Below are 26372 nucleotides of genomic sequence, written 5' to 3'. Positions count from 1 at the left end.
GGTGAAGGTGGTCGCTGTAGGTGGAGGAACGGGACTTTCCACTCTTTTGAAAGGCTTGAAAAACATCGATTCTTTTGAAATAACCGCCGTTGTCTCAGTCACTGACGAAGGGGGAAGCTCCGGAAAGTTAAGAAAAGAGCTGAACGTACCTCCTCCAGGCGATGTGAGAAACAACATCGTGGCTCTGGCAAAAGATGAAGATCTTCTTGCGAAGCTGATGAGCTATCGTTTCAGTGAGGGGTCTTTTAAGGGACACAGTCTGGGAAACCTGATAATAGCGGCTCTTACCAAGATCGAAGGAAGTTTTTCGGAGGCCATAAGGATCTTGGAGAGGGTGCTCGCTATAAAAGGGAGAGTCTTACCCGTAAGCGAAGATCACGCAAGACTTGTGGCAAGGTTCGAAGATGGAGAAGAGGTGATCGGTGAAACGAACATCGTCAGAAGAGGTGGAAAGATAGTCGAAGTCAGGCTGGATAGACCGATCGATGCACTTCCCGAAGTCCTCGAGTCGATTGAAAGGGCCGATATCATCATCTTTGGCCCAGGGAGTCTCTACACGAGTATCATCACAAACGTTCTCGTAAACGGTGTGAAGGATGCGATAAAAAGATCAAAAGCGAAAAAAATATACGTGTGTAACCTCATGACCCAGCCAGGTGAAACAACAGGATACAGGGTCTCGGACCACGTCAAAGAACTCGAAAGGTACCTGGAGCAAAGCGTAGATTTCGTGCTGGTGAACACCCGCAAGCCCTCTGAAGAGGTGCTCGAAAGGTATAGAAAAGAGGGCAGTGATTTCGTGGAGATCGACGCTGAAAACATACAGAACACCATTCTAGCAGAGCCTTTTCTTATAGAGGTAGTAGATCCCTCAGATGGTCAAAGAAAGATAAGACACGATTCTGTGAAACTGGCGGATGTGATTGAGAGAATTTCGAGGTGGTGAGCCTCTTGAGGCGAACTTTCTCTGAAGAGATAAAAGAAGAACTCGTGAACGTTCCTTTTGGTAGTCGTGATGAGGCTATAGCGGAACTCTTGGGTTTCATAAAAGCACGAGGCGATCTGGACGTCAAGAGCAGGCATATCGTTTTTTCTTTATATTCTTTTGCCGCCTCGAGGCGGCTTTTGAATTTAATGAAGTATCTCTCAAAACCCGTTTCGGAGATAATCGTAGAGAAATCGCACAACATAAAGAAGAGGTACATAAAAATCACTGCGGAGTATTCAGAAAGTTTCATGATGATAGATCCGTTCTTCGACGTAGCCATCTTTGTTTCATTTTTGAGAGGGTTGTTTCTCAGCGGAGGATCCATGACGAATCCAAGGTATCATTATCATCTGGAAATTAATCTTTTTGAGGAAGAAACGCTCGCTCTCACAAAAAAGAGTTTGAAAGAGTTCTTCAACATAAACGCAGGCATCGTAGAACTCAGAAATACGAGAAAACTTTATATAAAGTCTATAAAGGATATTCTTGTGTTCCTTGAAGCTATAGGGGTTCAAAGAAAGCTTGAAGAGATAGATCGAATCGTCACTGAAAGAAAAGTGATCGGTGATGTGAACAGAACGGTCAACTTTATAGAGGCGAACGCCATCAGAACGGCCAACAGTACAGCACGTCAGATACGCGCGATAGAGCTTATAAAAGAGAACATGGGACTCGAAAACTTACCCGAAGATTTGAGAAGAGTCGCCCTGGTTCGATTGAGAAACAAAGAACTCTCACTCAGAGAGCTGGGGAAAAAGTTAAATCTCACAAAATCTCAAATATACTCGAAACTGAAAAGAATTATCAAAATAGCTGAAAGGTTTGGTGATGTAAAATGAAGTGCCCGTTTTGTGGTTCGATGGACACAAGAGTGCTCGATTCGAGGCCAACCCTCGATGGAACTGCTATCAGAAGACGCAGGGAGTGTTCTTCTTGTGGTAAAAGATTCACCACCTACGAGAGATACGAAGAAGCGCCTGTTCTCGTTGTAAAAAAGGATGGCAGACGGGAAAAGTTCGACAGGGAAAAGATAAAAAATGGTATGATAAAAGCTTGTGAGAAGAGACCTGTCACCTACGAGCAGATCGAAGAAGCTGTGAACAGAATCTGCTTGAAACTCAGAGAAGAAGGATCCTTCGAAGTTGAAACGAAACGAATAGGAGAACTGGTTATGGAGGAGTTGAAGAAACTGGACCAGGTTGCTTACGTACGATTCGCTTCAGTCTATCGTGATTTCAGGGAAGTGGATCAATTCTTGGAGATCGTGAAAGAACTAAAAAGAGAGAAGGAGGGCGAAGAACAATGAAGAAGGTTCGGCTCACCCGTGAGGGCTATGAAAAGCTGAAGAAGGAATTGGAAGATCTGAAAAGGAAATTCATGTACGAGATCTCTGAAAGAATAAAAGAAGCGAGGGAACTCGGAGACCTATCGGAAAACTCGGAATACGAAGCCGCGAAGAACGAACAGGGGCGTGTTGGAAGCAGGATCATGGAGATCGAGCAGATTCTGAGCAATGCGGAGATCATAGAAGATTCTGAGGAAAACGACGAGGTCACACTGGGGAAATGGGTTGTTATAAAGAACCTGGATACCGGTGAAGAACACAAGTTTCGAATCGTCACACCTCAGGAAGCGGACTTTTTCGCTCAAAAGCTAAGCTCCGACTCTCCACTGGGCAAAAGCCTTCTCGGTAGAAAGGTGGGAGATGTGGTAAAGGTAAAAGCTCCCAGTGGTGTTCAGCGTTATCAGGTGATAGCGGTTATGAACAAGTAACGGAGGTGGTTGTGTGTTAAAAGAGTTCAAAGAACAACGGCTCAAGGAGATACAGGAACTTCGTTCCATGGGTATAGAGCTATATCCCTACAAATTCGAAAAAGAACTCACAGCCAGGGAAATAAGAGAAAAGTACGACTATCTCCAAGCTGGAGAAGTTCTTGAATCTGAAAAACTCTCTTTCGCAGGGAGAGTCATGTCGATACGCCACCATGGAAAGACGGCCTTCTTTCACATGAAAGATGACACAGGTCGAATCCAGGCTTACGTAAGGGCAGATTCTGTTGGAAAGGAAAAAATGGATCTCTTCAAAAGACACGTCAAAATAGGTGACTTTATAGGAGTAAGAGGCTTTCCGTTCAAAAGCAAAACCGGAGAGTTGACCATTTACGTTCAAGAATACACGCTTCTGAGTAAGGCTCTACGTCCCTTGCCCGAGAAGTGGCACGGCATAAAAGATAAGGAAATCATATACAGGCAGAGGTACCTCGAACTCATCGTAAGCGACGAGGCTATTGAGAGGTTCAGAAAGCGCTTCAAGGCTGTTCAAGTGATACGGGAATTTCTCAACAGCAGGGGATTCATCGAGGTGGAAACGCCTATCCTCCATTACGTCACAGGTGGTGCGGAAGCGAGACCTTTTGTGACCCACCTAAACGTTTTTGATATAGATATGTATCTGAGAATCGCACCGGAGCTTTACCTGAAGAGGTTGATCATCGGCGGTTTTGAGAAGATATACGAGATAGGAAAGAACTTCAGAAACGAAGGAATATCTTACAAACACAGTCCCGAGTTCACCAGCATAGAAATCTACCAGGCTTACGCGGATTACAACGATATGATGGATCTCACTGAAGAACTGATAGTGGAAGTTGTGAAAAGAACATGCGGCACCTTGAAAATCTCCTACCAGGGCAAGGAGATAGACTTCACACCACCCTGGAAAAGAGTGAGAATGAGAGACTTTCTCAAAGAAAAACTCGGGGTGGACATCCTCGAAGATCCCGATGAAGTGTTGTTGAAGAAGCTCGAAGAATATGGAGTGGAACTGGAAATAAAGAACAGAGCACACCTCATAGATAAACTCAGAGATCTGGTGGAAGAAGAACTGGTGAATCCCACCTTCATAATCGATCATCCTGTGGTGATTTCCCCTCTTGCCAAAAGACACCGAGAGGATCCTAGACTCACGGAAAGGTTCGAACTCATCATATTTGGAAGGGAGATCGCGAACGCGTTCAGTGAGCTGAACGATCCCGTTGATCAATACCAGAGATTTCTCGAACAGGCGAAAATGAGAGAAGAGGGGGACGAAGAAGCACACATGATGGATCTCGATTTTGTGAGGGCCCTCGAGTATGGAATGCCTCCCACGGGAGGACTGGGAATTGGTCTTGACAGGCTCTTCATGTTCATCACGGATTCTCCCACAATAAGGGATGTGATTCCCTTCCCCATTGTGAAACCCAAAAAGTTCGAGGAAGAAGAGGCGGAATTCGAAGGAGGGTTTGAAGAATGAGAAAATGGATGAAAAAGTGGCAAGGGGTCATTATTTGGACGATTGCTATTGCGTTCGTGGCGGGTATGATCTGGTGGTCGGTGTCTATCAACCTCAGAAACACCCAGAACAACGTTAAATACTCCCTCGAACAGAGTCTCGCTTACATCACAAAAGACGGAACGGCTCTGAACGATCCTACCTACTGGCTCATGCCGTGGGAAGTGAACGACTACTACTCCAACCTGTTGAGTTCTTATCAGATCATATCTCTAGATCCACTTTTTGAGGAACCCAGACTCAAAGCTCTGATAGCGGACGTCTTTCTCCAGCAGAAAGTGGTTCTTTACTATGCGGAAAAGAACGACATAAAGCCTTCCAAGAAAGAAATCAACCAGGAAGTGAACAACGTTATCCAAACAATAAAGAACGATCAAAATCAGCTCAACCGGATAGAGAGAACGTACGGAAGTCTTTCGAACTACGAGAAGAACTACCTGGAGCCTCAAATTCGAGTTCAGCTCACCATCAAGAAGGTTCAGGAAAAAGTGGGAGTTGTCACCGAGGATGAAATAAAGAAATATTTCGAGGAAAACAAGGAAGACCTTCAGAAGCAGTACGACAGAGTTGACATAGAAGCTGTGTCGTTCGACAGCAGTTCCACGGCTCAGGGGTTCATTGCAAAAGCAAGTGAGGTGGGTTTCGATGAAGCAGCTTCCAGTATGAATGTTACTGTTCAACCTTTTTCCAACGCTACAAGGGGGATTTTCCCGGATGAAATAGACACGGCTCTGTTCAGTGCCACTCCAGGTTCGATTGTTGGACCGTTCTTTTTCCTCGATCAGTGGTACGTGTTCAGGGTGAAGACTTCCTCGGTTCTCACAGATTTCAACGCCTTCGAGAACAGCGACGCGTACAGTGATGTGAAAACGAAGCTGGAACAGGAAAAATTCCAGAAGTGGTTGGAAGAGTTCATGAAGGAAGAAAATCTATCGTACGCGTTCAACGATCAGGTTCTTGAATACTGGTGGAAGTACTTCAAGAACGAAGAAGACCTCTACGGAAAACTGGCGAACCTTCTCTTCCAGGGAGAAAACCTGGTAACAGAAACATCTGATGAGCTGAAATCTCTCTTCGTCCTTCTCTCCGACAGCAAGATCCAGGAACTCACCAAACAGATAGCCGAATTGACTCAGTACAGAACAGTGCTTGAAAATTCTCAGGAACCAGATGAGGATCTTATAAAGAAGTACGGGAAACTCTCCATTGAAGAAGCCGATGCAAAAAAAGAGGAACTTGAGAAACAGAAAGCAGATGTGGAAAACAAAAAGAAAACAGTTGTGGATTATCTTTACGAGAACTACCCGTCTTCCACGTATGTACTGGAATACGCGTACCGCTTGCACCCCAACGACATCAACATCAGGTACAGCTATTACTCCAATCTTTACAACCAGATCAAACCTTATCTGTCAACTGGAACCTACGATCCGAACCAGATATTTGGGGTTCTTCTCGGTCTCTACACAGTGGCCAATGCAACGGACGCTTCTACCAGCATACGTCTCGACTCTTATTACATGCTCTACGATATGAGCCTTGCACTGAACGATCCCACGTCTGCGAAGTATTACCTTGATGAGATGAAAAAAATCGATCCAAATTTCATGGATTACGAGTCTGCCTACAATCAGGTGGAATCAATTCTCGAAGCCATGAAAGCATCAGAAGAATCTACACCTTCTACATCGACAGGAGAATGAAATGAGCGACTATCTTCTGATAGTTTTTCTGGCAGCAAAGATCGTTCTTTTCTACGTACCTACTTTGAGTTCTTTCAGCGTTTCCGTTGTTTTCAGTACCGCAGGATGGTTGATGTTGCTGCTTCTGGTTTTTAAGGGAGGGCACAAGCTTCTTTACACGGTGCTCTCCCTTATGTTATTCGTTGATTTTTTGTATTTTCAGAACTTCGGAAACCTTCCATCCATTAAGGAAGTAGTTCTGCTTCCTCAAGTGGGAAATCTCGGCGGTGAAATCAAGTACTTCATCGATTTGTACTCTCTTCTCTTTGTGGCAGATCTTCCTTTTGTGTGGTTCTTCTTCAAAGAAAACACGAAGCGAACGTTTTCTCTGTCATCGCTTTTTGTCCTGGTTCTGTCTTTCACCTTTCTCGGTGCCGTCCACACCTCTCAGAATCTGCAGTCGAAGTTTGTCTTCAACAGATACGGTGTTTTTGATTATCACGTTCAGGACATCATCAATCTCTTTGTGAACAAGAAAGAAGAAAACAACGATTTGGCGGTTTCTTCCGTTAGAAGTGAAACAGCTGAACCCTCTCAAAAAATCCTCTTTGGAATAGGAAAAGGAAAAAACGTGATAGTCGTTCAGATGGAATCGCTGCAGAATTTCGTGATCGGTCTTGAAGTGAACGGGCAAGAGATCACGCCGAACATAAATTCATTTTTGAGAGACTCCGGAACCGTCTATTTCTCGAACTGCTACCAGCAGGTGGGGAGCGGGAACACAGCCGACGCCGAGTTTGTTGTGAACACCTCTCTTCACACACTGGGAGACAGTGTGGTCTATGAAGAGTACCCCGTGATAAACCTTCCTGCTTTGCCCAGAATTATGAAACAAAACGGCTATCACACAATAGCGTTTCATGGAAACGTTGGCTGGTTCTGGAACAGAGAAGAGGTTTACAAACACATCGGTTTTGACGAATTCGTGAGTCTTGAGGATTTCCAGCAAGATGAGGTTTTCGGGATGGGACTGGCAGATGTTTCTTTCTTCAAGCAGGCTGTTCAGAAACTGCGAAACTATCCACAACCCTTCTACGCTTTTTTGATAACTATATCCAGTCACACTCCCTTTGTTATTCCTGAAGAGCACAGAAAACTCGAACTTCCTGAAGACATATCAGATACCATCGTTGGACACTATCTGCAGGCTATACATTACGCCGATGAAGCGTTCGGTGTTTTTCTTGATGAATTGAAACGAGCTGGCCTCTACGAAAACTCTGTGATCGTTCTCTACGGTGACCACGCGGGCCTGTATCCATTCAACAGGGAAGTCAAAACGAAGATACCCGAGATCCTGGATAGAGAATTTTCTTTCGAAATCGCCCTCAACATTCCCTTTGCTATCCACATCCCTGGAAAGAACATTCGTAGAGTGGTCAACATCCCTGGAGGACAGATAGACTTTCTTCCCACGATCCTGAATGTGATGGGAATAAATTACAGAGAAGGTTTCTTCATGGGGCAGGATCTTCTGAACGCGAAACATGGTTTTGCTGCTTTGAGATATCACGTTCCGGACGGATCTTTCATAGACGACAACCGAGTGTTCATTGTCTCATGGGACGGTAGACTGGATAAGAGTTTGGCTGTCGACAGAAAAAATGGTACTCCTCAAAGGTACGTGGAGTTTTTAGATGGCTATGTAAAGGCCATACAGCAAATAGAGGCTTCCAGATACTTCATCCTCAGAAACTGTCAGCCTCTGCAGAAGGTCGCCAAGGATCAGACCTCCTCGAGGTGAAGTATCACTCTGTCGTCTTCGAATTCCAATCTCGATACGATCAGATCCTCGAGAAATCTCGCTATCTTTTTGGGGTAGATGTGAATCTCGTTCCCGTGAACTTCCAGTCCTTCTCGCTCTATTCTGCTTTTCAGCATTTCCATCAGGAAAGAGGGCACACCTACTTTCAGGATGATGGGATCATCGGGTGTTTTCTGCGTCGATACTACTTTGACTTTCACCGACAGGGAAAAAGGAAAGGAACCGTGTTTCAGTTTCACCTTAAGGTTTTCATCCTCCTTCGAAAGTGAGAATTGAGAAAATCCTTCGGTGCTTTTCAGAACGATCTTCTCGATCGTGGAGTAATTGGCCTCCAACTTGAGCATTCAAACCCCTCCTATACGATGTTTTTTTGAAAATCCCTTTTGAGGTGTTTCACTGTGAACCTTCCCCAGTTGAAAGTGATGAAAGCCGATGTGGCGTTTCCAAGGACTATGCCCCACCAGACGCCCACAAGTCCTATTCTCAGAACAAAGACGAACAGCCACGAAAAAACAACCTGCATAATCACAGTTCTCATTATGGTGACAATCAGACTTTTGAGTCCCTGACCCACTCCCTGAAACATGGAGGAAGTGAACATTCCAAATGGAACACCTGGAAGAAAAAGACTCAGGATTCTGAGGGCTTTCACCAGATCGCTGTATAATTTTTCACCTTCCTGGGAATAAGTGAACAGCCTAGCGATGTATGGGGCAAAAATCAAGATTGTGAACATCACTGCCAGCCCTACGAAAAATCCGAGTTTCACGGCGTAGAGATGTGCCGTTTCGAGTTTCTCTCCGTTTCTCTCACCAAAAGCGGCACCTGTAACGGATGTCACGGCCATGGCCATTCCGATGAGCGGGACAGTCCCAAAATTTATGACACGCCACGCACTCGTGAAAACCGCCACGCCGTAGTCTCCTCCTGCCCTCACCGCAAAGATGTTGAGCACGTAGATCGCCACCGACATTGAAATTTGTGCCAGCGAAGCCGGAATACCGATCTTCAGTATCCTCTTCAGGATTTCTCCATCCCATTTCAAACGGAAGGATACGTACGTGTCCTTCTTGAAAAACATCCAGTACGCGATCAGAAAGGAAGAAACAGCGATTGATACCACGGTGGCGTACGCTGCTCCTCTGACCCCCATACCGAAGACGTAGATGAACACGGGATCCAGACCTATGTTCAGAAGGGAACCTATCGTTATGGCCACCATCGCCCTTTTCGCGTCTCCCTCACCTCTGAAAACACCGTTTGCTACGTTGTTGAACATGATAAGGGGAATGAAATACACGAGGATCACCGAATACTCGAGGGCCAGTCTGAGAGTTTCTCCCCTGGCTCCCGTGAAGATGAGGATGTCAGAAATAAAGGGAAGAATAACAGCAATGCTCAAAAAACCAATGACGATTGAAAGCAGGATGGAAACAGAAGCCGCGGTATCTGCTCCTTCCTTGTCTCTTTCTCCGATCTTTTGGGACACCACCGAACTCGCTCCAACCCCTATACCTGCGGCGAGGGAGATGATCACCATGAAAACAGGGAAGAACAATCCTATCGCTGCCAGTGCGTAAGGCCCCAGTCCCGCGACCCAGATACCATCAGCTAAGTTGTAAATCGTCTGGACCAGCATGGCAAGCATCATGGGAATTGAGAGTTTCACTATGGCTTTTCTGGGATCTCCTCTCAGAAGTTTTATTCCAATGGTTTCTCTTTCCAAAACCAGTCACCTCCCGTTAAAGATTCTATCATCGAACCAGTGTTAGGATAGTTAAAAAGGAGGGGTGAGTGTGAGAATTTTCCTTTTCGATTACGACGGCACACTGGCCGAAGACAACGGATTCGCAGAGGAATATTTTAAGAAGCTTATTTCTTTCTCTAAAGATAGAGGTGTTTCGATCTCGCCGGAGTTGGTTCTTGGTTGTGTGGAGGGAATAACCAGGAATCCAGATGGATCGACCAATCTGGAGAGATACATGAAATGCCTTGAAAAGAAAACGTCACGAAGTGCAGAGAAATGGAAAGAACTCTTCATGGAGTTTTACGAAAGCGAGCTTTTCGATTCGCTCAAAGATACTGTCAAACCCGTGAAAGAGACAGTGGGGCTTTTGAAAGAGAAGAAAAAAGAGGGAAAAGTTGTTCTGGCAACGAATCCTGTCTTTCCAAGGATCGCCATTTTGAAGCGACTGAACTGGATTGGATTGTCGGAAGATGATTTTCATCTGATAACTGATATGGAGAGCTTCCATTTTTGCAAGCCAGACCCGAGGTACTACCTCGAGATATGTGAAAAGATGGGTGCTTCTCCGGAAGACTGTGTTATGTACGGGGACGACGAATTGAACGATGGAGCGTGCGAAAAGATAGGAATAAAATTCATCAAAATCCGCTGAAGTAGTCTATGGCAATCTTCAAAATTTCAGGATCCCACTGGAGACCTTCGTTTTTGCGGAGAATTTCGAGGGCTGTTTTTCTATCCATGGCTTTTCTGTACGGTCTGTCGCTTGTCATTGCGTCGAACGCGTCAGCTACAGCGATGATCCTCGATTCCAACGGTATTTCTTCCCCGCGAAGTCCATCCGGGTATCCCTGACCACTGTACCATTCATGGTGATGCCTCACTATCTTCGCTATATCAGAGAAGTCTTCGATTTTGCTGATCAGTTTTTCACCGAGTTCCGGATGCTTTTTCACTTCTTCGTACTCTTCTTTTGTGAGCTTGGAAGTTTTGTTTAGAACGGCGCTTTTGACACCTATCTTTCCTATGTCGTGGAGAACGGCGGCTATTCTGATTCTCTCCACCACATGATTGGGGAGACCCATCCTTCTGGCTATTTCCTGTGAATAATCGGCGACTCTCATGCTGTGTCCGCTGGTGTAGGGATCTTTCAGCTCCACCGCATATGAGAACGCTTCTATTGTTTGGAAAAAAGTTTTTCGGAGTTTTCTGTAGAGACTCAAACGCGAGAAGAAGATCGCCAAGATTCTTGCCATCATTTTGAGGGATGAGAGCTCGTATTCGGTGATTTCCGAGTCCTTTTCGATTTCGAGGACGAGAGGTGTGTTTTCGTACTCGAAGAAAATGGCAGCTGCAGATCGTGTTCTTCCGTTTGAGACATCGTAAAACTCTGGAAAATCCCTCACATCGTTTACGAAGAGATCCTTCTTTGTTTCAAAAGCCTTTACTACGATTCCTTTTCTGAGATTGACCATTTCAACCTGACCGTCCCTCAAAAAGAAGGTTTTTATTTCTCTGCCTTCGAGAAAAGAAACGGACGATAGAACGATTCCGGGGAACATGTCCTTCAGATAGTGTAGTATCTTCTCTATGAGTTCTGTTCTTCTTGAAACGTTTAAAACCTCTTCCAGAGAACTGATCATATTGGATAGTGTGTTTCTGTTTCTCATAACCTCAAGATACGAATCGTGGGCGTTCAGAAGAAAGAGAGAAAAGTTCAGAACGGAATTCAGGAACAACTCTTCGTCTTTTTCGAGTTCTCTACTGACGAAGATTTTGGCGGATGTCTTTCCGGCTTCTTTGTAAAGCAGATTCTCTGTGAACTCACCGACAACGATGGTTCTCTGCGAGTTTTTCAATTCGAGTCCTGAGAGTGGTTCTACAAGTTTTTTCACGTCGTAAAAAATCCTCTCAAGAGTGGGAACAGGATCGACTTCAAGATCCATTTCTCCCATGGTTTCCATGATTCTGGCCAGCTGGGTGGAGAGAACCTGAAGACTTTCGTAAGAGGCTTCCAGCTCCTGATTCACGGCTGTGAGTTGCTGGTTTAACGCTGTAAGTTCCTGATTCATGGCAGACATTTCTTCACTTTTTTCGTTCATCTCATTTTTCAAATTTCTAAACCACTTGCGTCTGAACAGGGAAAGAAGCAAAACAAAAACAAAACAGGGGTAAGCGAGAGACAGTAAATTACCATTGAGAATTTCTAAGAAAGAGAAACTGGAAAGGAGAACAATCATGGAAATCTCAAGGAAATTGATGAGTTTTTCCATTTTTTCTGTCACTTCAGTAACCAACCTCCTGTGATGCCTTAATGAATATTTTTCAACAGGAGACACGACTGGAACAAAACGTTTTCAATCCTTCCATCAACACGTCGATGGCCCTGGAAAGGAGATCCTTCTCAATCACGCACGCGATTCTTATCTCTTTTTCCCCGAGCCCGGGAGTCAAATAGAATCCTCTCAGAGGAGCAACCATGGTTGTTTCACCGTTCATGTTGAAATCCGTCAGCATCCATCTTGCGAATTCTTCCGCATCCTCCACAGGAAGTTCCACGGCTATGTAGAAGGCACCCGAAGGTTTAGTGAATCGTTTTAAGCCATGTTCTTCGAGTTTTCTCGATACTGTTTCGACCCTTTCCCGGTACGTCTCCCTCACGAAATCAAAAAAGGAATCGTCAAGGTTCAGCAAACCAACAGACCCGATTTGTTCTAACAGAGGTGGAGCGAGTCTTCCTTGAGCCAGTTTCATAGCGTGTGTTATCACTTCTTCGTTTCTAGTGATCAAACATCCCACTCTCGCACCACAGGCGCTGAACTTCTTCGAAACGCTGTCTATCACTATGACTCTGTCACTTTCAATGCTGAGGGCACTTGCGAATTCTCCCTGAAACACAATTTCACTGTACACCTCATCAACGATCAGAAAGAGTCCGTACCTTTCCGCTATATCTCCGAGATAATTAATCTCATCTTTTCCATAAACCACACCGGTAGGATTGCAGGGGTTTGAGAGTACTATTCCTTTCGTCCTTTCGTTTATGAAGCTTTCGATGTTTTTAGGAATGGTGAATCCTTCTTCCATTTTCCTTGTTACGGGGATCAATCTTACACCGGCGATCTTTGCGAAAGCATTGTAATTCGCGTAGAATGGTTCCAGAACGAGGATCTCGTCACCAGGATTTGCTATCACAGCGAATGAAAAAAGAATGGCTTCGCTTCCACCGTTTGTCACCAAAACGTTTTCTGGTTTCACATCTACTTTCTGTCTTCTTCTGTAGTAAGATGCGAAGGCTTCTCTCAATTCCCAGATCCCCGCAGAGTGCGAGTAGTACACCACTTCTGGCTTATTCTTGTAGATGTACTCAAAAAACACCTCGGGAGTTTTCAGATCGGGCTGTCCTATGTTCAAATGGTGTATTCTTATTCCTCGCTTTTTTGCCATTTCAGCGAAAGGGACCAGTTTTCTGATGGGGCTTTCTTCGGTCAGCAGAACTCGTTCAGAAAACATACCCATCACCTCTTGTCAACCTGAAGGATATAGAACTTCAGATACTGCGTTTCAGGAACGTTCATGAGAACGGGATGATCTGGAGGTTGTCCTCCTCTTCTCAAAACGGTCAAACTCGTTTTCGTATCAAAGGATGCATCCAGAAGGATTTCTCTGAACAACTCTTCAGAAACTATCTGAGTACAGGAGGAAGTCGCGAGAACACCTGGTTTTTTCAGTATCCTCATCGCTCTCAGGTTTATCTCCTTGTATCCTCTCTTCGCACTTTCCAGATTGCTCGAACTCTTCGCGAAAGAGGGAGGGTCGAGGACCACGAGATCGTACTTTCGTCCTTCTCTGTCGAAACTTTTAAGAATATCGAAAGCGTTCCCCGGAAGCAGATCGTACCTGCCGCTGTCAAAACCGTTCAGTTTCAGAATCTCTCTGGCAACTTCGAGAGCCCTCTCCGAATAGTCAACGAGGGTAACGTGTTTCGCTCCTCCTTTGAGGAGATGCACCGCGAAGTTTCCAGTGTAAGAAAACGCGTCCAGACAGACTTTCTCTTCGGCCAGATCCATCACCATTTTGGCATTTTCCCTCTGGTCCAAGAAGAAACCCGTTTTCTGCCCTCTGGTATCAGCAAGGAATTTGAGGCCGTTCATCTCGAACTCTATCAGTTCAGGACCTTCACCATAGATCCATCCCGATCGATTTTCAAGTCCTTCTTTCTCCCTGAAAGTGCCCTCGGATTTCTCGTATATTCCCTTCGGTTCGAATATCTCGATGAGACTATCCAAGATCCACTCTTTCATCTTCTCCATTCCCAGAGTCGTTATTTGAAAAACCAGATAATCTCCAAAGAGATCGACTATGAGACCCGGCAGAAAGTCTCCCTCGCTGTGCACGACTCGGAAGGCCGTTGTTTCTTTCACAAGCTTTCTCTTTCTCTTCAAAGCGCTCTCTATCCTGTCCTTTATGAAGTTTCGATCGATGACCTCGTTGTTCCAGGCAAGGATTCTCACCCTGATCTTTGAATTGTCGTTTATGTAACCCTTTCCGAAGAAAGAACCATCTGGTCTGAAAACATCCACAACACTTCCGTTTTCATACTCCCCTTCAACTTTTAGAATCTCGTTGTAGAAAATCCATAGGTGACCACCTGAGATTCTTCGATTTATACTCTTCAGAAACACTTTTGCCAACTACAACCACCCCATTCCGTACGATATGAGAAAGAGAATGTATCCTCCAAGGGCGAGGAAAGGTCCGAACGGTATACGCGTTTTTATATCCATTTTACCTTTTCCTTTGATGAGTGCATAGAGTATCCCAGAAATTGAAGCAATCAAGATGGCAAAAATGGAAGGAACTGGTGAGAGGAGGAAGCCTATTCCCATCGCAAGAATCACATCACCTGTTCCCAGGCCGTCTCTGTACATTACTTTCAAAACCAAAAATATGGTTGTCACAATGAGAAAAGAGATCAAATGTTCCAGAAAGGAGGTTCTCAAGGCCACCACAAAGGAAAAGATCAGAACGGTAAAGTTCAGGTAATCCGGAATCAGGAACGTTTCAAAGTCTATGAGTGATATCGCGATGAGGGCAGAAACGATCACACACGAAGATACGAACAGCAGGGGATCTTTTATGAGGGCGCGATTTATCAGAAACAAAACCCCTGTTGAGAACTCCACGACAGGGTATCTGATCGGGATTTTCCATCCACAATACCGGCATTTCCCTTTCAGCAGAATGTAGCTGACAACGGGAATGTTGTCGTACCACTCTATTTTCCTCTTACAGCTGGGACAGAATGAATGAGGAGGATCCCATAATTTGAGATCCTCCTTCGTGGATCTGTATATGACAACGTTCAAAAAGCTTCCGACTGTGATGCCTATCACGAACGTCAGGAGATTCCACAAGCCTGTTTTTCCTCCTCTGTGAGAAGTTCGTCCAGTACCTCTTTTTTTCCATAATAATACCAGAAATTGTTCTGCCCAATATCCTCAAGGATTTCTCTGGCTTTATCGATCTGACCGAGTTTCACGTAGGGAACCACGAGGAGCAACCGTGCCAGAGTGTTCAAAGGAGAAGATTCCACGATCTTTTCGAGCTCTTCAGCAACTTCTTTGTATTTTCCGTGTTTCAGCATCACGCGAGCCCATGGTTCTACTTCTGTGGGATACTTGGGTTTACAGTTCATGATCTTTTCTTCCATTTCTTTTGCCTTTTCTTCGTTGCCTAGATCTCTATAAAGCTGAGAAAGCTGGTAGAGGGCAGGTATGTTGTCTGGATCTATTTTCAAAAGACGTTCCAGTGTTTTTGCGGCGAGATCTTTGCGGTTTATCTCATGGTACGCTTCTGTGATCATGAAATATGTGATCTTGTCGTTTGGGTTGTATTCCAGTTCTCTTTCCCAGTAATGAATTGCTTTTTCATAATCACCCAAGTTATAATGGGCTTCCCCAAGGGAGGCGTACGCCTGTACCAGCCAGGGATCTATCTCCACGGCTTTATCGAGGTATTTTATTCCCTCTTCTATCTTGCCTTGCTCGACTAGAAGAGAACCTTTCAGTTCATAGGCTGGAGCGTAGTTTTCATCTATGTCGAGCATGAACTTTATGATATCGTGTGCTGTATCGTAAAAGTTACGATCAGCGTATTCCAGTGCAAGATCGTACAGACCTTTGAGAGAAACATTTTTAAAATCTTTTGGGCTTATGTTCTCTTCCCTGAGCCATTCCTGAAATTCGGGAAAGATGAGAGGTTCATAAACGGTCTCATCGAGATGAACTACTTTCTCCAGTATTTCACAGGTTTGTACTTCTTTCATTATGTTCTCTTTTTTCTTCATGTCTTCTTTTAAGGGTTCCCAGTCTCCTTCGTAAAGGAGATCTCTGAGGGCCACAACGAAAGGCGTCGAAGTGGTGATCTCCAGCTTTTCTCCAGATAAAACGAGCGTTATTATGTGTTCCGCCATCAGCCATCCCTCCTGAAACTTGCGGTTCATATTCATTTTACATCATGAAACAGAAAACGGCAAATTTTGTGTTTCTTCTGCTAAAATCTTATCCGGAGGTGGAAAAGTTGAGAGTTTACATAGTGAGATACTCTGAGATAGGTCTCAAAGGAAAAAACAGAAAAGATTTTGAAGAGATTCTCAGAAGAAACATCGAGAGGGTCACCGGAATGAAGGTGAAGAGACAGTGGGGAAGGTTTCTCATTCCGATAGATGAGAACGTAACACTCGACGATAAGCTGAAAAAAATCTTTGGGATTCAAAATTTCAGCAAAGGATTCTTAGTGAGTCACGATTTCGAGGAAGTGAAGAAATATTCACTCATTGCGGTGAAAGAAAAGCTGGAAAAAAGAAATTACAGAACTTTCAAGGTACAGGCCAAGAAAGCCTACAAGGAGTACGAAAAAGGCGTGTACGAAATAAACAGCGAACTCGGTGCTTTGATACTCAAGAACTTCAAGGAACTTTCCGTTGATGTACACAATCCGGATTTTGTTCTCGGGGTGGAAGTGAGACCAGAAGGGGTTCTGATTTTCACGGACAGGGTGGAGTGCTACGGTGGACTCCCTGTGGGAACGGGAGGAAAAGCGGTCCTTCTTCTCTCTGGAGGGATAGACAGCCCGGTGGCAGGCTGGTACGCTCTGAAAAGAGGAGTTCTAATAGAGTCTGTCACGTTTGTGTCTCCTCCGTTCACATCGGAGGGGGCCGTGGAAAAAGTGAGAGATATATTGAGAGTTCTCAGAGAGTTCAGTGGAGGTCATCCCCTGAGATTGCACATCGTGAATCTCACAAAGTTGCAGCTTGAGATCAAAAAGAAGGTACCTGATAAATACTCGTTGATCATGTACAGAAGGTCCATGTTCAGGATAGCGGAAAAAATAGCAGAAGAAACCGACGCTATTGCTTTTTACACGGGAGAGAACATAGGTCAGGTTGCGAGCCAGACACTGGAAAACCTCTGGTCCATAGAGAGCGTGACCACAAGACCCGTGATAAGGCCTCTTTCTGGTTTTGACAAAACAGAAATCGTCGAAAAGGCGAAGGAAATTGGGACCTACGAGATCTCTATAAAGCCTTACCAGGACAGTTGTGTTTTCTTTGCTCCGAAAAATCCTGCAACGAGATCCCATCCCTCGATCCTCGAGAAGCTGGAACATCAGATTCCTGATCTACCTGCTCTCGAAGAAGAAGCGTTCATCTCCAGAAAAGTCGAGGTGATAGAGTGAGAAAAATCAAAGATCTTCTGCTGACACTGTACTTCTACTTCATAGCCACCGTATACATTGTTTTTTACGGAGGATACGTGCTTTTCAGATCATTTTTAATGAGAGATCGTGAAAAAGCCAGAAAGTACGTTTTGAAGGAGATAGAAAAATTCGGCAAAAGAGCCTTCACTTGGCTTTTTTCTGATGTGATAGTTGAAGGCAGAGAAAACATTCCAAAGGACAAGAATTTCGTGGTGGCTGCGAATCATCAGAGTCTCATGGACATCCCGTTGATTCTCGGCTTCGTTGCCACAGGCGCATTCATAGCGAAGGAAGAACTGAGAAAAATTCCAGGGGTGAACTGGTACATAAGATATCTGAACGGTGTGTTTCTTGACAGGAAAAATCCGAGAAGAGCGGTGAGAGCTCTCAGGGAAGCTATTGAAAAGCTCAAAAGTGGTGTTACCTTCATCGTCTTTCCGGAGGGAACAAGATCACCGGACGGAAGGGTTCTTCCTTTCAAAAAGGACAGCCTCATGATCGCTATGAAAACCGGTGTTCCAGTTCTTCCCGTTTCCATCTGGGGAACTTATCTGCTGATTCCAAAAGGAAGATGGACGTTCACCCCCGGAAAAGTCTTTCTCAAGATACACGAGCCGATCGATCCGAAAAAATTTTCGAGCGAGGAAGAACTCAGAAAATACGTGGAAGAGGTTGTGAAAAGGGGTGTTGAAGAGTTAGAAACGAGGTGGTCGAAATGAAGGTTTATTTTGACAACAACGCGACGACGAGGGTGGACGATCGGGTTCTCGAAGAGATGATCGTTTTCTACCGCGAAAAGTATGGAAATCCCAATTCCGCACACGGCATGGGTATAGAAGTCAATTTGCACATGGAAAAAGCAAGAGAAAAGGTGGCGAAAATACTCGGTGTCTCACCCTCAGAAATATTCTTCACCTCCTGTGCGACGGAGTCGATAAACTGGGTCCTCAAAACAGTCGCTGAGACATTTGAGAAAAGAAAAAGAACCATCATCACCACTCCCGTAGAACACAAAGCGGTTCTTGAAACAGTGAAATATCTCTCGATGAAGGGTTTCAAGGTGAAGTACGTTCCCGTTGACTCCAGGGGTGTTGTGAAACTGGAAGAACTGGAAAAGCTCGTAGATGAGGATACGTTCCTCGTCAGTATCATGGCTGCGAACAACGAGGTGGGTACCATCCAGCCTGTTGAAGATGTGGTCAGGATAGTGAAAAAAAAGAACAGAGAAATTCTTGTTCATGTCGATGCCGTTCAGACGATTGGGAAGATCCCGTTCTCCCTCGAGAGACTGGGAGTGGACTACGCGAGTTTCAGCGCGCACAAATTTCACGGACCGAAAGGCGTTGGAATAACATACGTCAGGAGGGGAGTTCCCATCAGACCCCTCATACACGGTGGGGGGCAGGAAAGAGGGCTCAGATCTGGAACGCAGAATGTGCCGGGAATCGTCGGGGCAGCCCGTGCCATGGAAATCGCCGTTGAAGAGCTGAGCGAAGCAGCAAAACACATGGAGAAACTCAGAAGCAAACTCGTATCTGGTTTGAAGAGCTTGGGAGCCCAAATCATAACTCCTCTGGAGGTATCCCTTCCCAACACACTCTCCGTTTCTTTTCCGAACATCAGAGGGTCCACTCTTCAGAACCTTCTCTCCGGGTATGGTATTTATGTTTCAACGTCATCAGCCTGTACCAGCAAAGATGAAAGATTGAGCCATGTTCTGGATGCGATGGGAATCGATAGACAAATTGCCCAAGGGGCCATCAGAATCAGCCTCTGCAAATACAACACGGAGGAAGAAGTGAATTATTTCCTCGAGAAAATCGAAGAAATTCTCGGTTTTCTGGATTTAACTGAAAATAATCGCCGATAATGGTATAATTTCAACCAGAAGGGGGAATATCTGGTGATAAGAAGCATGACCGGCTTCAGCAGAGTCGAGAAGGTGTCTGGTCCCTATCACTTCAGAGTCGAAGTGAAGTCTTTGAATTCGAAAGGTCTGAACATCATAAACCAGTTGCCTGGGTACCTTTCAATGAAAGAAATAGATTTGAACAATCTCGTGCAGGAGTACGTGAACAGGGGAAAAGTTCAAATCCGAATTCAGGTGAAGTTCCTGGAACCTCCCAAGGTTCTCGAAATAGACAAAAACGTTGTCAGGGCGTATTATTCGATGCTCGATGAGATAGTTGGGGAACTTTCTCTTCCTGAACCCGTGAAACTCTCGGACCTTCTGAATTTCAGAGAGGTCTTTCGGATAGAACTTTCAGACGAAGAGATAGAGAGCATCTGGAACCATCTGATTCCCATTCTCAGAGAGGCCTTTGAAAAACTTGTCGAGGAAAGAAAGAAAGAGGGTCAAAAGATAGGCGTGGACCTGAAGAGGATCCTGGAAGACCTTTCATCCCGAGTTGAAGAAATAGAAAAAATCTCTGATCAGCTTCCCGCACTTTACCGCGAAAAGATAAAGGAGGAAGTAGAAAAGATCCTTCCACAGGATGTCTCTGTGAAAGAAGACATTCTGGAGAATCATGTGGCTTTCATGGCTACCAAAGCCGATATAAGAGAAGAGATCACCCGGCTCAGAAGTCACATAAAAAGAGCTCTCGAGCTGATAGAAAGCGACGATTCGGTCGGGATGAACCTGGATTTTCTCGGTCAGGAGATGTTGAGGGAGTTGAACACAATCCTTTCCAAGTCCATTTCCGGTGAGATAACCAGCCTTGCTCTCGAGGGGAAGGTACTGGTTTCTCAGTTCAGGGAACAGATTCAGAACGTTGAGTGAGGGGGAGAAAGAATGTACGGTCTGATCAACATCGGTTTTGGAAATGTGGTGGCGGGTGACCGTGTGATCGCCATCGTGAATCCCGAGTCCTCTCCTTTGAAGAGAATGAAAGATGAGGCGAAGCTTGAGGGGAAGCTCATCGATGCCACATATGGAAGAAAAACAAGATCGATCATCATCACGGACAGTAACCATATCATTCTGAGTGCCATCCAGCCGGAAACGATCGCTCAGAGATTCATGGAGAACTTCTACGAAATAGAAAGAGTGTTGCGAGAAACGAAAAAATAGGAGTGTGGTTGATGAAAGGAGAGCTTTTCGTCATCTGTGGTCCTTCCGGTGCGGGGAAAACCAGTATAATCAAAGAAGTTCTCAAAAGACTGGACAACGTAGTTTTCTCCGTTTCCTGCACGACGAGGCCGAAGCGACCGTACGAGGAAGACGGTAAGGATTACTTCTTCATCACAGAAGAAGAGTTTTTGAAGCGTGTTGAAAGAGGAGAGTTTCTCGAGTGGGCTCGTGTCCACGGTCATCTCTACGGGACTCTTCGCTCTTTTGTGGAATCCCATATTAACGAAGGAAAAGATGTTGTACTCGACATAGACGTTCAGGGGGCACTTTCGGTGAAAAAGAAATACTCAGGTGCGGTGTTCATCTATGTGGCTCCTCCATCCTATGCAGATCTGAGGGAACGTATACTCAAAAGAGGAACAGAAAAGGAAGCGGACGTGCTTGTAAGGCTCGAAAACGCCAAGTGGGAACTCATGTTCATGGATGAGTTCGATTATATCGTGATAAACGAAAGGCTCGAAGATGCTGTGGAAGTGGTTGTGTCGATTGTGAGAACCGAGAGGGCAAAAGTCATCAGAAATCAGGACAGGATAGAACAGTTCAAGATGGAGGTGAAAGGATGGAAAAGATGGTGAAGTTCAATCTCAGGTACGATGAACTGTTGAAGAAGATACCATACAAGTACGCTATACCTGTTGTTGTGGCAAAGCGTGCAGAAGCGATCAGAGAATACGCCAAACCGTTTGTGATCACAGATGATGAGAATCCTGTAAGTATCGCCTTCATGGAGCTCAGCCTGAATTACATCAGGATCAAAAACGAGGAGATACTGAAAGCACTCATTCCGAAGGTGAAGTGAGGATGAGAATAGTACTCGGTGTCAGTAGCGGCATAGCGATATACAAGGCTGTGGATTTGGCAAGCAAGTTGAGAAAAGAAGGGCATGAACTTCACGTAGTGATGACGCCGGACGCCACCAGAATGATTTCTCCGGTGTTGTTTTCCGCTGTTGGAAACTGTTCTGTGTATTATGACTGGATGGATGTCAATGATGGATGGATCCCGCACACTGAGCTTTCCAGAACAGCGGACGTGCTCGTTGTTGCCCCCGCGACTGCGAACACCATTTCAAAGATTGCAAACGGAATAGCGGACAACCTCCTCACGCTCGTCGCTCTCGCTTTTGATAAAGACGCGAAGATTCTTGTTCCCACGATGAATTACCGTATGTACAACAACAGACTGCTCCAAGAGAATCTTGAGAAGCTAAGAAGAAACGGCTGGTTCATTGTGGAACCCGAAGAAGGGCATCTCGCATGTGGTGAAGTTGGAAAGGGAAGGTATCCGGAAAACGAAAAGATAGTCGAAGCGATACACCTTTTGACTTTTCCAAAGAAACTTGCCGGAAAGAGAGTTCTTATCACCGCGGGACCAACAAGAGAGCGCATAGACGCTGTGAGGTTCATCACCAACGCGAGTTCCGGAAAGATGGGATACGCACTGGCAACGGTCGCAAAGAGGATGGGAGCCAGTGTTTCTCTTGTATCCGGACCAACATCTTTGAAACCACCTTATTATGTGGATGAGTTTGTGAAGGTGGAAAGCGCTGAAGAGATGTACGAAGAGGTGATGAAAAGATTCGAAGATACAGATATCGTGATAATGAACGCCGCTGTGGGAGATTACAGACCGAAGAGAGTTTTTGAGGGAAAGCTGAAGAAAACAGAGGGCGAGCTCGTTCTCCATCTTGAGAGAACAAAAGATATTCTCAGGGAACTCGGACAGAGAAAATCACACCAGATTCTTGTAGGTTTCGCAGCTGAGGTCGAAAATTTCGAAGAGAACGCTATGAAGAAATTGAAAGAGAAAAACCTGGATTTGCTCGTTCTGAACGATGCCCGAAAGGCGTTCTCTTCCGACAGAGTGGAGGTCTATATATACGACAGGGACGGTTTCAGCAAAAGGATTGATGAAGATGACAAGATTCGTGTGGCTTGCGGTATTCTTGATGTTGTTTCAGATCTTGCTGGCAGATCACCTTCTTGAACTGAAAAGCGTTTCTGAAGATCGTGTGACTCTCTCTGTGAAAAAACTCTACGAAGGAGAAATAACGACTTTTCTTCTTTACTCCCCAGCGGGATTCGTGTTCCCCGAAAAAGTGAAAAACAGCGATTACACCTTCAAGGTGGATTTTGAAGGTCCCTTCTTTCCGATTGTCGAAGGCGTGAATTCCTTCGGGAGGAGAATGCACCGTGTATTACCTCAGGTTTTAATGGTACCTCTGGAGAAACCCGAAATAAGAGTGATCTCGGACATAAAAAACGATGAAGTTCTGGTGTACGTGTTCGTTCAGTCTCCAGAAAATGTGATACCTGTTTCGTTGAACTTGGAGGGGAAGGGATTCAAATTTTTCAATCTGGAAGGGAAGTGGATCTGCGTTTTCAGTTCCTTTCTTGAAGATGGTGTGCATGAACTGGAAATTACTTTCAAAGGTCCCTACGGTTACACCTTCAACATGAAGAAAGAAATCTACGTCATAAGACGCGTAGCGGTACCCATGAGAGGGGAGGACGGAGCATTCAACTACACTGTGTTCGCTGATCACGTTGTGAAAAGGGGAGAAACACTCTGGAGCATTGCCAATCAATACGGTGTGAGGGTTGGGGACATTGTTTTGATAAATCGTCTGGAAAATCCCGACAGGATAATGGCTGGTCAGATTTTGAAGATCGGAAGGGTCTATTTCAAAGAGAACCCTGTCACGATAGTTGTGAACCTGTTTTCATCCAAAGTTGCTCTTTACTACGATGGGGTTCTACTCAAAGTTTATCCCGTGGCCCTTGGAAGGAACGACGCCACCCCTCCAGGACGTTACTGGATTCTCAGAAAAGAGATAGATCCCGCCCTTTATTGGTTTGGAGAGTACATATCTCCCAGAACGCCTCTCAACGGACTCGGAACGAGGTATATGCAGTTATCGGATCCCACGTACGCGATACACGGCACCTCGAAACCGTGGGAAATAGGAAAAAGGATCTCACACGGTTGTATCAGGATGTTCAACAGAGATGTGGAAGAAATCGACGCCTTTGCTGGTGTTGGAACGGAGGTTGTGGTGGTAAAAGAAGATAAAGAATTTCCAGAAAGGATCTATTAAAAAAAATGAAAGCGGGGGTCATCCCCGCTTTTTTACCATGCACTTCTTCTGCCTTTTTTCTCGAGTCTCTTCTTGTATTCGGAAAGCTTTTGACTGCTTTCTTTCAAGAATCTGGATAGTTTCTTCTCGAAATCCACATTCTTCTTTTCTTCAGATTTCTCACTTGTCTTCGGTGTTTCTTCTTCAAGATCTTTCAGGGAAAGTTCCCAGCCGCCGTTTCTGGCTCTTCCTATCACCCTCGCGGATATCTCCTGTCCCTCGTGGAGATAATCTTCGATTCTTTTCACATAGTTTTTGGAGATCTTGGAAATGTGAATGAATCCTCTTTCCCCCCCTTCGATATCCACGAAGGCTCCGTATTTCACGATCTTAGAAACCTTTCCCTTCACAAGTTCACCAACTTTCACGAAAAACCCTCCTCACAAAAGTGATATTGCCTCTCAATAGTTGTCTCCGTACTTCCTCTTGAACTTCTCCACTCTACCCTCCGTGTCCACTATAAGAACGCCTCCTTTTCCACCGGAGGTGTAGAATGGATGGCAATTAGAACACACATCGATTCTTATATTGTCAACCGTCGTGTAAAAAGTATGCTCAGTACCACACGCACACTTAACAGTTACGAGCTTCATCTCTGGATGTATTCCCTTTTTCACCGTGTCCTCACCTCTCCATGAATATTATTACGTCTCACATGCCAAATGGTACCATATGTGAGACCAAAAATCAAGTAGAGAAAGAAAATTTAAGCCCCCGGACGGGGGCTGATTCGTCTCTTTACTGAACCACTTTCACGTGTGCTGCCTGTGGACCTTTCTTGCCTTCCTGAATCTCGAACTCGACGACCTGGCCTTCTTTCAGAGTTTTGAAACCTTCCATTTCGATGGCTGACCAGTGTACGAACACGTCTCCTCCTTCGTCCTTTGTGATGAATCCGTAGCCCTTCTTGGCATCAAACCACTTAACCTTTCCTCTCATAACACATGCCTCCTTAACAAAAGATGGTACTGCTCAATCATAACACTTCGTAAGTGGATATGTCAAGATGTAATGTGCTTTCTGGATCTGGATGTAGTAAAATAAGAATGACGTCAAGAGGTGATAACGTGGCGCCGAGAAAATTGAGTGATGTTATCAAAAATCTGGTTTACAAAAGAAATCTGATCTTCATTTTTCTCCTATCGCTTGCGATAGCCATAATTGTTTTTACAGTAACCTACTATATTGATAAAAATGCCTGGTTCGAAAAGCTCACACGTGTTTCGAACGAGTGGAAAAGAACAATCGATCATTACCGGGATGTCCTCGATTTCTTCGCCGACCACAGAGAGGATTTTGAAAATCCCGGAATGACTCTCAAGGTTTTGAAACTGATTCGTGAACATTTCGGGGATTACATAGCTTATCCCATCTTTGCCACTCCGGATGGCACTTACTACATCTACCCTCTTTACACGTTTCCTTCCGATTTCGACCCAAGAAAGAGACCCTGGTACAAAGCTGCTGTCGAAAACCCAAACTCTGCTGTGGTTACTCCTCCCTTCGTTCACCGGATTCTTGGAGTAGTCACTTTCGCTATTTCAAAAGCAATATTTGATGAGCGTGGAAATCTACTCGGTGTTCTGGGAATAGATATCGTTCCATCAAAGGTGATGAAGGATCTTCTGCAGCCGGGCATGTACGTTTTCTCAGAAGATGGAACGATCCTTCTTCAAAACGGTGAGATCCATGTGAAACTCGATCCCGAAGACTTCGAATCGACAGATCGCGGTGCGAAAATAAGCATGTCTGGTGTTGCATTTTTCAGAAAAACAGGATCCACGGTCTTTGTGATTCAGGTACCGCTTCTTGTTTTTCTGAGGAACTCTCTTCTTCACCTGAATTATGTGATCGGGCTGGCTTTTGTCATTTCTTTCCCGATCGTTCTAAGAATATCCAAGTTGATCGACAGGGAACTCAGAGTTCCCCTCGAAGTATTCTCGAAAGCTTCAAAAGAGTACCTGAGTTCCAGGATCTTCGACTTAGGAAGTACATCTTCGAAAATACTTGAGATCAATCAGCTCATCGATGAAGTCTCCGATATGATTACCATTATTGAATCTCAGAGAGAAGAACTCGAAGCATCCTACGAGGAACTCGAAGCGTCTTATTCTGAGCTTCAGAAGATGGCACAGGAGATAGAGGAGAAAAGCCAAGCCATCAAAGAAGCGTACGAATTTTTCACCTACAAACTGGTGGATATCGTGGAAGGTTTCGACGAGCCGACGGGGAACCACGTCAGAAGAGTTCAAAAACTGTCGAAGTTCTTCGCCGAAGAGATGGGCCTCGATGAGGATCTTGTTCACAAAATATATCTGTACGCTCCACTCCACGACATCGGAAAGATAAAGGTCCCCAAGGAGATTTTGAATAAAAAAGGAAAGCTCACAGCGGAAGAATGGGAAATCATGAAGAAACACACCATCTGGGGTGGGGAGTTGCTCTCCGGCAGAAAAGAACTGGAAATTGCAAGAAACATAGCCCTCTACCACCATGAAAATTACGACGGAACGGGCTATCCGTTCGGCCTGAAAGACGACGAGATCCCCATAGAAGCACAGATCGTCAAGATAGTTGATGTTTACGATGCCCTGTGCTCAGAAAGACCCTACAAAAAAGCCTTGTCCCATGAAGAGGCTGTCAGGGTGATCCTCGAGGGAGATGGAAGAACCTCACCGTCCAATTTTCATCCCAAGCTGATTGAGATTTTCAGGGAAAAACACGAAAAGATCAAAGAAATCTGGGAAAAACTTACAGTGAATAATTGAT

The 26372-nt window shown here is 45.0% G+C and carries 28 protein-coding genes; 18 read left to right on the top strand and 10 right to left on the bottom strand.

The window, feature by feature from the left end; all coding sequences use genetic code 11:
• Position 1: 1 nt before the first annotated feature.
• From AS158_RS02985 to AS158_RS02955, 7 genes are read left to right on the top strand one after another with little or no spacing between them, the layout of a single operon-like run.
• Positions 2-946 carry a YvcK family protein gene (locus AS158_RS02985; protein WP_165304461.1) on the top strand — a complete coding sequence of 315 codons (945 nt, stop codon included), beginning with the start codon at positions 2-4 and terminating at the stop codon, positions 944-946.
• Positions 943-1827, top strand: a complete 885-nt coding sequence (whiA, locus tag AS158_RS02980; RefSeq protein WP_241241237.1) for a DNA-binding protein WhiA — start codon at positions 943-945, stop codon at positions 1825-1827. The genes AS158_RS02985 and whiA overlap by 4 nt, the downstream gene beginning before the upstream one ends.
• Positions 1824-2294 (top strand): transcriptional regulator NrdR, encoded by a 471-nt coding sequence (gene nrdR / locus AS158_RS02975; protein WP_004082223.1) that lies wholly within the window; start codon positions 1824-1826, stop codon positions 2292-2294. The genes whiA and nrdR overlap by 4 nt, the downstream gene beginning before the upstream one ends.
• On the top strand, positions 2291-2761 hold the full coding sequence (gene greA / locus AS158_RS02970; protein WP_165304459.1) for a transcription elongation factor GreA: 471 nt from the start codon (positions 2291-2293) through the stop codon (positions 2759-2761). The genes nrdR and greA overlap by 4 nt, the downstream gene beginning before the upstream one ends.
• Before the next feature lie 13 nt (positions 2762-2774).
• Positions 2775-4283: a lysine--tRNA ligase gene (gene lysS, locus AS158_RS02965; protein WP_165304458.1), complete on the top strand. Its 1509-nt coding sequence runs from the start codon at positions 2775-2777 to the stop codon at positions 4281-4283.
• Positions 4280-6025, top strand: a complete 1746-nt coding sequence (locus AS158_RS02960) for a peptidyl-prolyl cis-trans isomerase (protein WP_038052376.1) — start codon at positions 4280-4282, stop codon at positions 6023-6025. The genes lysS and AS158_RS02960 overlap by 4 nt, the downstream gene beginning before the upstream one ends.
• Position 6026: 1 nt before the next feature.
• Positions 6027-7808, top strand: a complete 1782-nt coding sequence (locus AS158_RS02955) for an LTA synthase family protein (RefSeq protein ID WP_038052379.1) — start codon at positions 6027-6029, stop codon at positions 7806-7808.
• On the opposite strand, the gene AS158_RS02950 is transcribed toward AS158_RS02955, so the two are convergent.
• Together AS158_RS02950 and AS158_RS02945 are read right to left on the bottom strand one after the other, a co-directional pair.
• Positions 7790-8173: a hypothetical protein gene (locus AS158_RS02950; RefSeq protein ID WP_011943553.1), complete on the bottom strand. Its 384-nt coding sequence runs from the start codon at positions 8171-8173 to the stop codon at positions 7790-7792. The genes AS158_RS02955 and AS158_RS02950 overlap by 19 nt on opposite strands.
• 11 nt (positions 8174-8184) lie before the next feature.
• Positions 8185-9561 (bottom strand): MATE family efflux transporter, encoded by a 1377-nt coding sequence (locus AS158_RS02945; RefSeq protein ID WP_165304533.1) that lies wholly within the window; start codon positions 9559-9561, stop codon positions 8185-8187.
• A gap of 64 nt (positions 9562-9625) precedes the next feature.
• On the opposite strand from AS158_RS02945, the gene AS158_RS02940 reads away from it, so the two are divergent.
• Positions 9626-10228, top strand: a complete 603-nt coding sequence (locus tag AS158_RS02940; protein ID WP_165304457.1) for an HAD family hydrolase — start codon at positions 9626-9628, stop codon at positions 10226-10228.
• Here the strand turns inward: AS158_RS02940 and AS158_RS02935 are convergent.
• Genes AS158_RS02935 through AS158_RS02915 form a run of 5 tightly spaced genes read right to left on the bottom strand, consistent with a single transcriptional unit; the run spans position 10215 to position 16048 of the window.
• The gene (locus AS158_RS02935; protein ID WP_038052390.1) at positions 10215-11858 is read right to left on the bottom strand and encodes an HD-GYP domain-containing protein; all 1644 of its coding nucleotides are present in this window, start codon (positions 11856-11858) and stop codon (positions 10215-10217) included. The genes AS158_RS02940 and AS158_RS02935 overlap by 14 nt on opposite strands.
• A gap of 40 nt (positions 11859-11898) precedes the next feature.
• Entirely contained in the window at positions 11899-13086 is a 1188-nt protein-coding gene (locus AS158_RS02930; RefSeq protein WP_038052399.1) for a pyridoxal phosphate-dependent aminotransferase, read from the bottom strand.
• Positions 13087-13091: 5 nt separating this feature from the next.
• Positions 13092-14267 carry a class I SAM-dependent rRNA methyltransferase gene (locus AS158_RS02925; protein WP_038052402.1) on the bottom strand — a complete coding sequence of 392 codons (1176 nt, stop codon included), beginning with the start codon at positions 14265-14267 and terminating at the stop codon, positions 13092-13094.
• Complete coding sequence (locus tag AS158_RS02920; RefSeq protein ID WP_038052405.1) at positions 14268-14990, bottom strand: A24 family peptidase; 723 nt, start codon at positions 14988-14990, stop codon at positions 14268-14270.
• The gene (locus tag AS158_RS02915) at positions 14975-16048 is read right to left on the bottom strand and encodes a tetratricopeptide repeat protein (RefSeq protein WP_038052408.1); all 1074 of its coding nucleotides are present in this window, start codon (positions 16046-16048) and stop codon (positions 14975-14977) included. The genes AS158_RS02920 and AS158_RS02915 overlap by 16 nt, the downstream gene beginning before the upstream one ends.
• A 107-nt stretch (positions 16049-16155) precedes the next feature.
• Between AS158_RS02915 and thiI the strand changes: the two genes are divergently transcribed.
• From thiI to AS158_RS02870, 9 genes are read left to right on the top strand one after another with little or no spacing between them, the layout of a single operon-like run.
• On the top strand, positions 16156-17313 hold the full coding sequence (gene thiI / locus AS158_RS02910) for a tRNA uracil 4-sulfurtransferase ThiI (protein WP_038052411.1): 1158 nt from the start codon (positions 16156-16158) through the stop codon (positions 17311-17313).
• Positions 17310-18053 (top strand): lysophospholipid acyltransferase family protein, encoded by a 744-nt coding sequence (locus tag AS158_RS02905; RefSeq protein WP_038052414.1) that lies wholly within the window; start codon positions 17310-17312, stop codon positions 18051-18053. Before thiI ends, AS158_RS02905 begins: the two co-directional genes overlap by 4 nt.
• Positions 18050-19204 (top strand): cysteine desulfurase family protein, encoded by a 1155-nt coding sequence (locus AS158_RS02900; protein ID WP_038052416.1) that lies wholly within the window; start codon positions 18050-18052, stop codon positions 19202-19204. The genes AS158_RS02905 and AS158_RS02900 overlap by 4 nt, the downstream gene beginning before the upstream one ends.
• Positions 19205-19237: 33 nt before the next feature.
• A complete protein-coding gene (locus tag AS158_RS02895) occupies positions 19238-20116 on the top strand; it encodes a YicC/YloC family endoribonuclease (protein ID WP_038052419.1) in 879 nt (292 codons plus the stop codon).
• Between the two features lie 12 nt (positions 20117-20128).
• A complete protein-coding gene (locus tag AS158_RS02890; protein ID WP_004082206.1) occupies positions 20129-20407 on the top strand; it encodes a DUF370 domain-containing protein in 279 nt (92 codons plus the stop codon).
• An 11-nt stretch (positions 20408-20418) separates the two neighbouring features.
• A complete protein-coding gene (gmk, locus tag AS158_RS02885; protein WP_038052422.1) occupies positions 20419-21042 on the top strand; it encodes a guanylate kinase in 624 nt (207 codons plus the stop codon).
• Positions 21027-21266: a DNA-directed RNA polymerase subunit omega gene (locus tag AS158_RS02880; protein WP_011943541.1), complete on the top strand. Its 240-nt coding sequence runs from the start codon at positions 21027-21029 to the stop codon at positions 21264-21266. Before gmk ends, AS158_RS02880 begins: the two co-directional genes overlap by 16 nt.
• A gap of 2 nt (positions 21267-21268) precedes the next feature.
• Complete coding sequence (gene coaBC, locus AS158_RS02875) at positions 21269-22453, top strand: bifunctional phosphopantothenoylcysteine decarboxylase/phosphopantothenate--cysteine ligase CoaBC (protein ID WP_038052434.1); 1185 nt, start codon at positions 21269-21271, stop codon at positions 22451-22453.
• The gene (locus tag AS158_RS02870) at positions 22416-23564 is read left to right on the top strand and encodes a L,D-transpeptidase family protein (protein WP_165304532.1); all 1149 of its coding nucleotides are present in this window, start codon (positions 22416-22418) and stop codon (positions 23562-23564) included. The genes coaBC and AS158_RS02870 overlap by 38 nt, the downstream gene beginning before the upstream one ends.
• Positions 23565-23596: 32 nt before the next feature.
• Here AS158_RS02870 and AS158_RS02865 read toward each other — a convergent pair whose 3' ends face one another.
• The 3 genes from AS158_RS02865 to AS158_RS02855 form a co-directional block, all read right to left on the bottom strand.
• Positions 23597-23971 carry a S1 RNA-binding domain-containing protein gene (locus tag AS158_RS02865; protein ID WP_038052439.1) on the bottom strand — a complete coding sequence of 125 codons (375 nt, stop codon included), beginning with the start codon at positions 23969-23971 and terminating at the stop codon, positions 23597-23599.
• Between the two features lie 33 nt (positions 23972-24004).
• Positions 24005-24220 (bottom strand): 50S ribosomal protein L31, encoded by a 216-nt coding sequence (rpmE, locus tag AS158_RS02860; RefSeq protein WP_165304456.1) that lies wholly within the window; start codon positions 24218-24220, stop codon positions 24005-24007.
• Positions 24221-24341: 121 nt separating this feature from the next.
• Positions 24342-24542: a cold-shock protein gene (locus tag AS158_RS02855; RefSeq protein ID WP_011943539.1), complete on the bottom strand. Its 201-nt coding sequence runs from the start codon at positions 24540-24542 to the stop codon at positions 24342-24344.
• A 128-nt stretch (positions 24543-24670) separates the two neighbouring features.
• Here AS158_RS02855 and AS158_RS02850 point away from each other — a divergent pair, with 128 nt between their 5' ends.
• The gene (locus tag AS158_RS02850; RefSeq protein ID WP_165304455.1) at positions 24671-26371 is read left to right on the top strand and encodes an HD domain-containing phosphohydrolase; all 1701 of its coding nucleotides are present in this window, start codon (positions 24671-24673) and stop codon (positions 26369-26371) included.
• Position 26372: the final 1 nt, after the last annotated feature.

Origin of the sequence: Thermotoga sp. 38H-to, from assembly GCF_011057665.1 — a bacterium.
GTDB lineage: Bacteria > Thermotogota > Thermotogae > Thermotogales > Thermotogaceae > Thermotoga.
The sequence above is the reverse complement of the archived record's forward strand: the minus strand, read 5'-3'. Positions and strand labels throughout refer to the sequence as shown.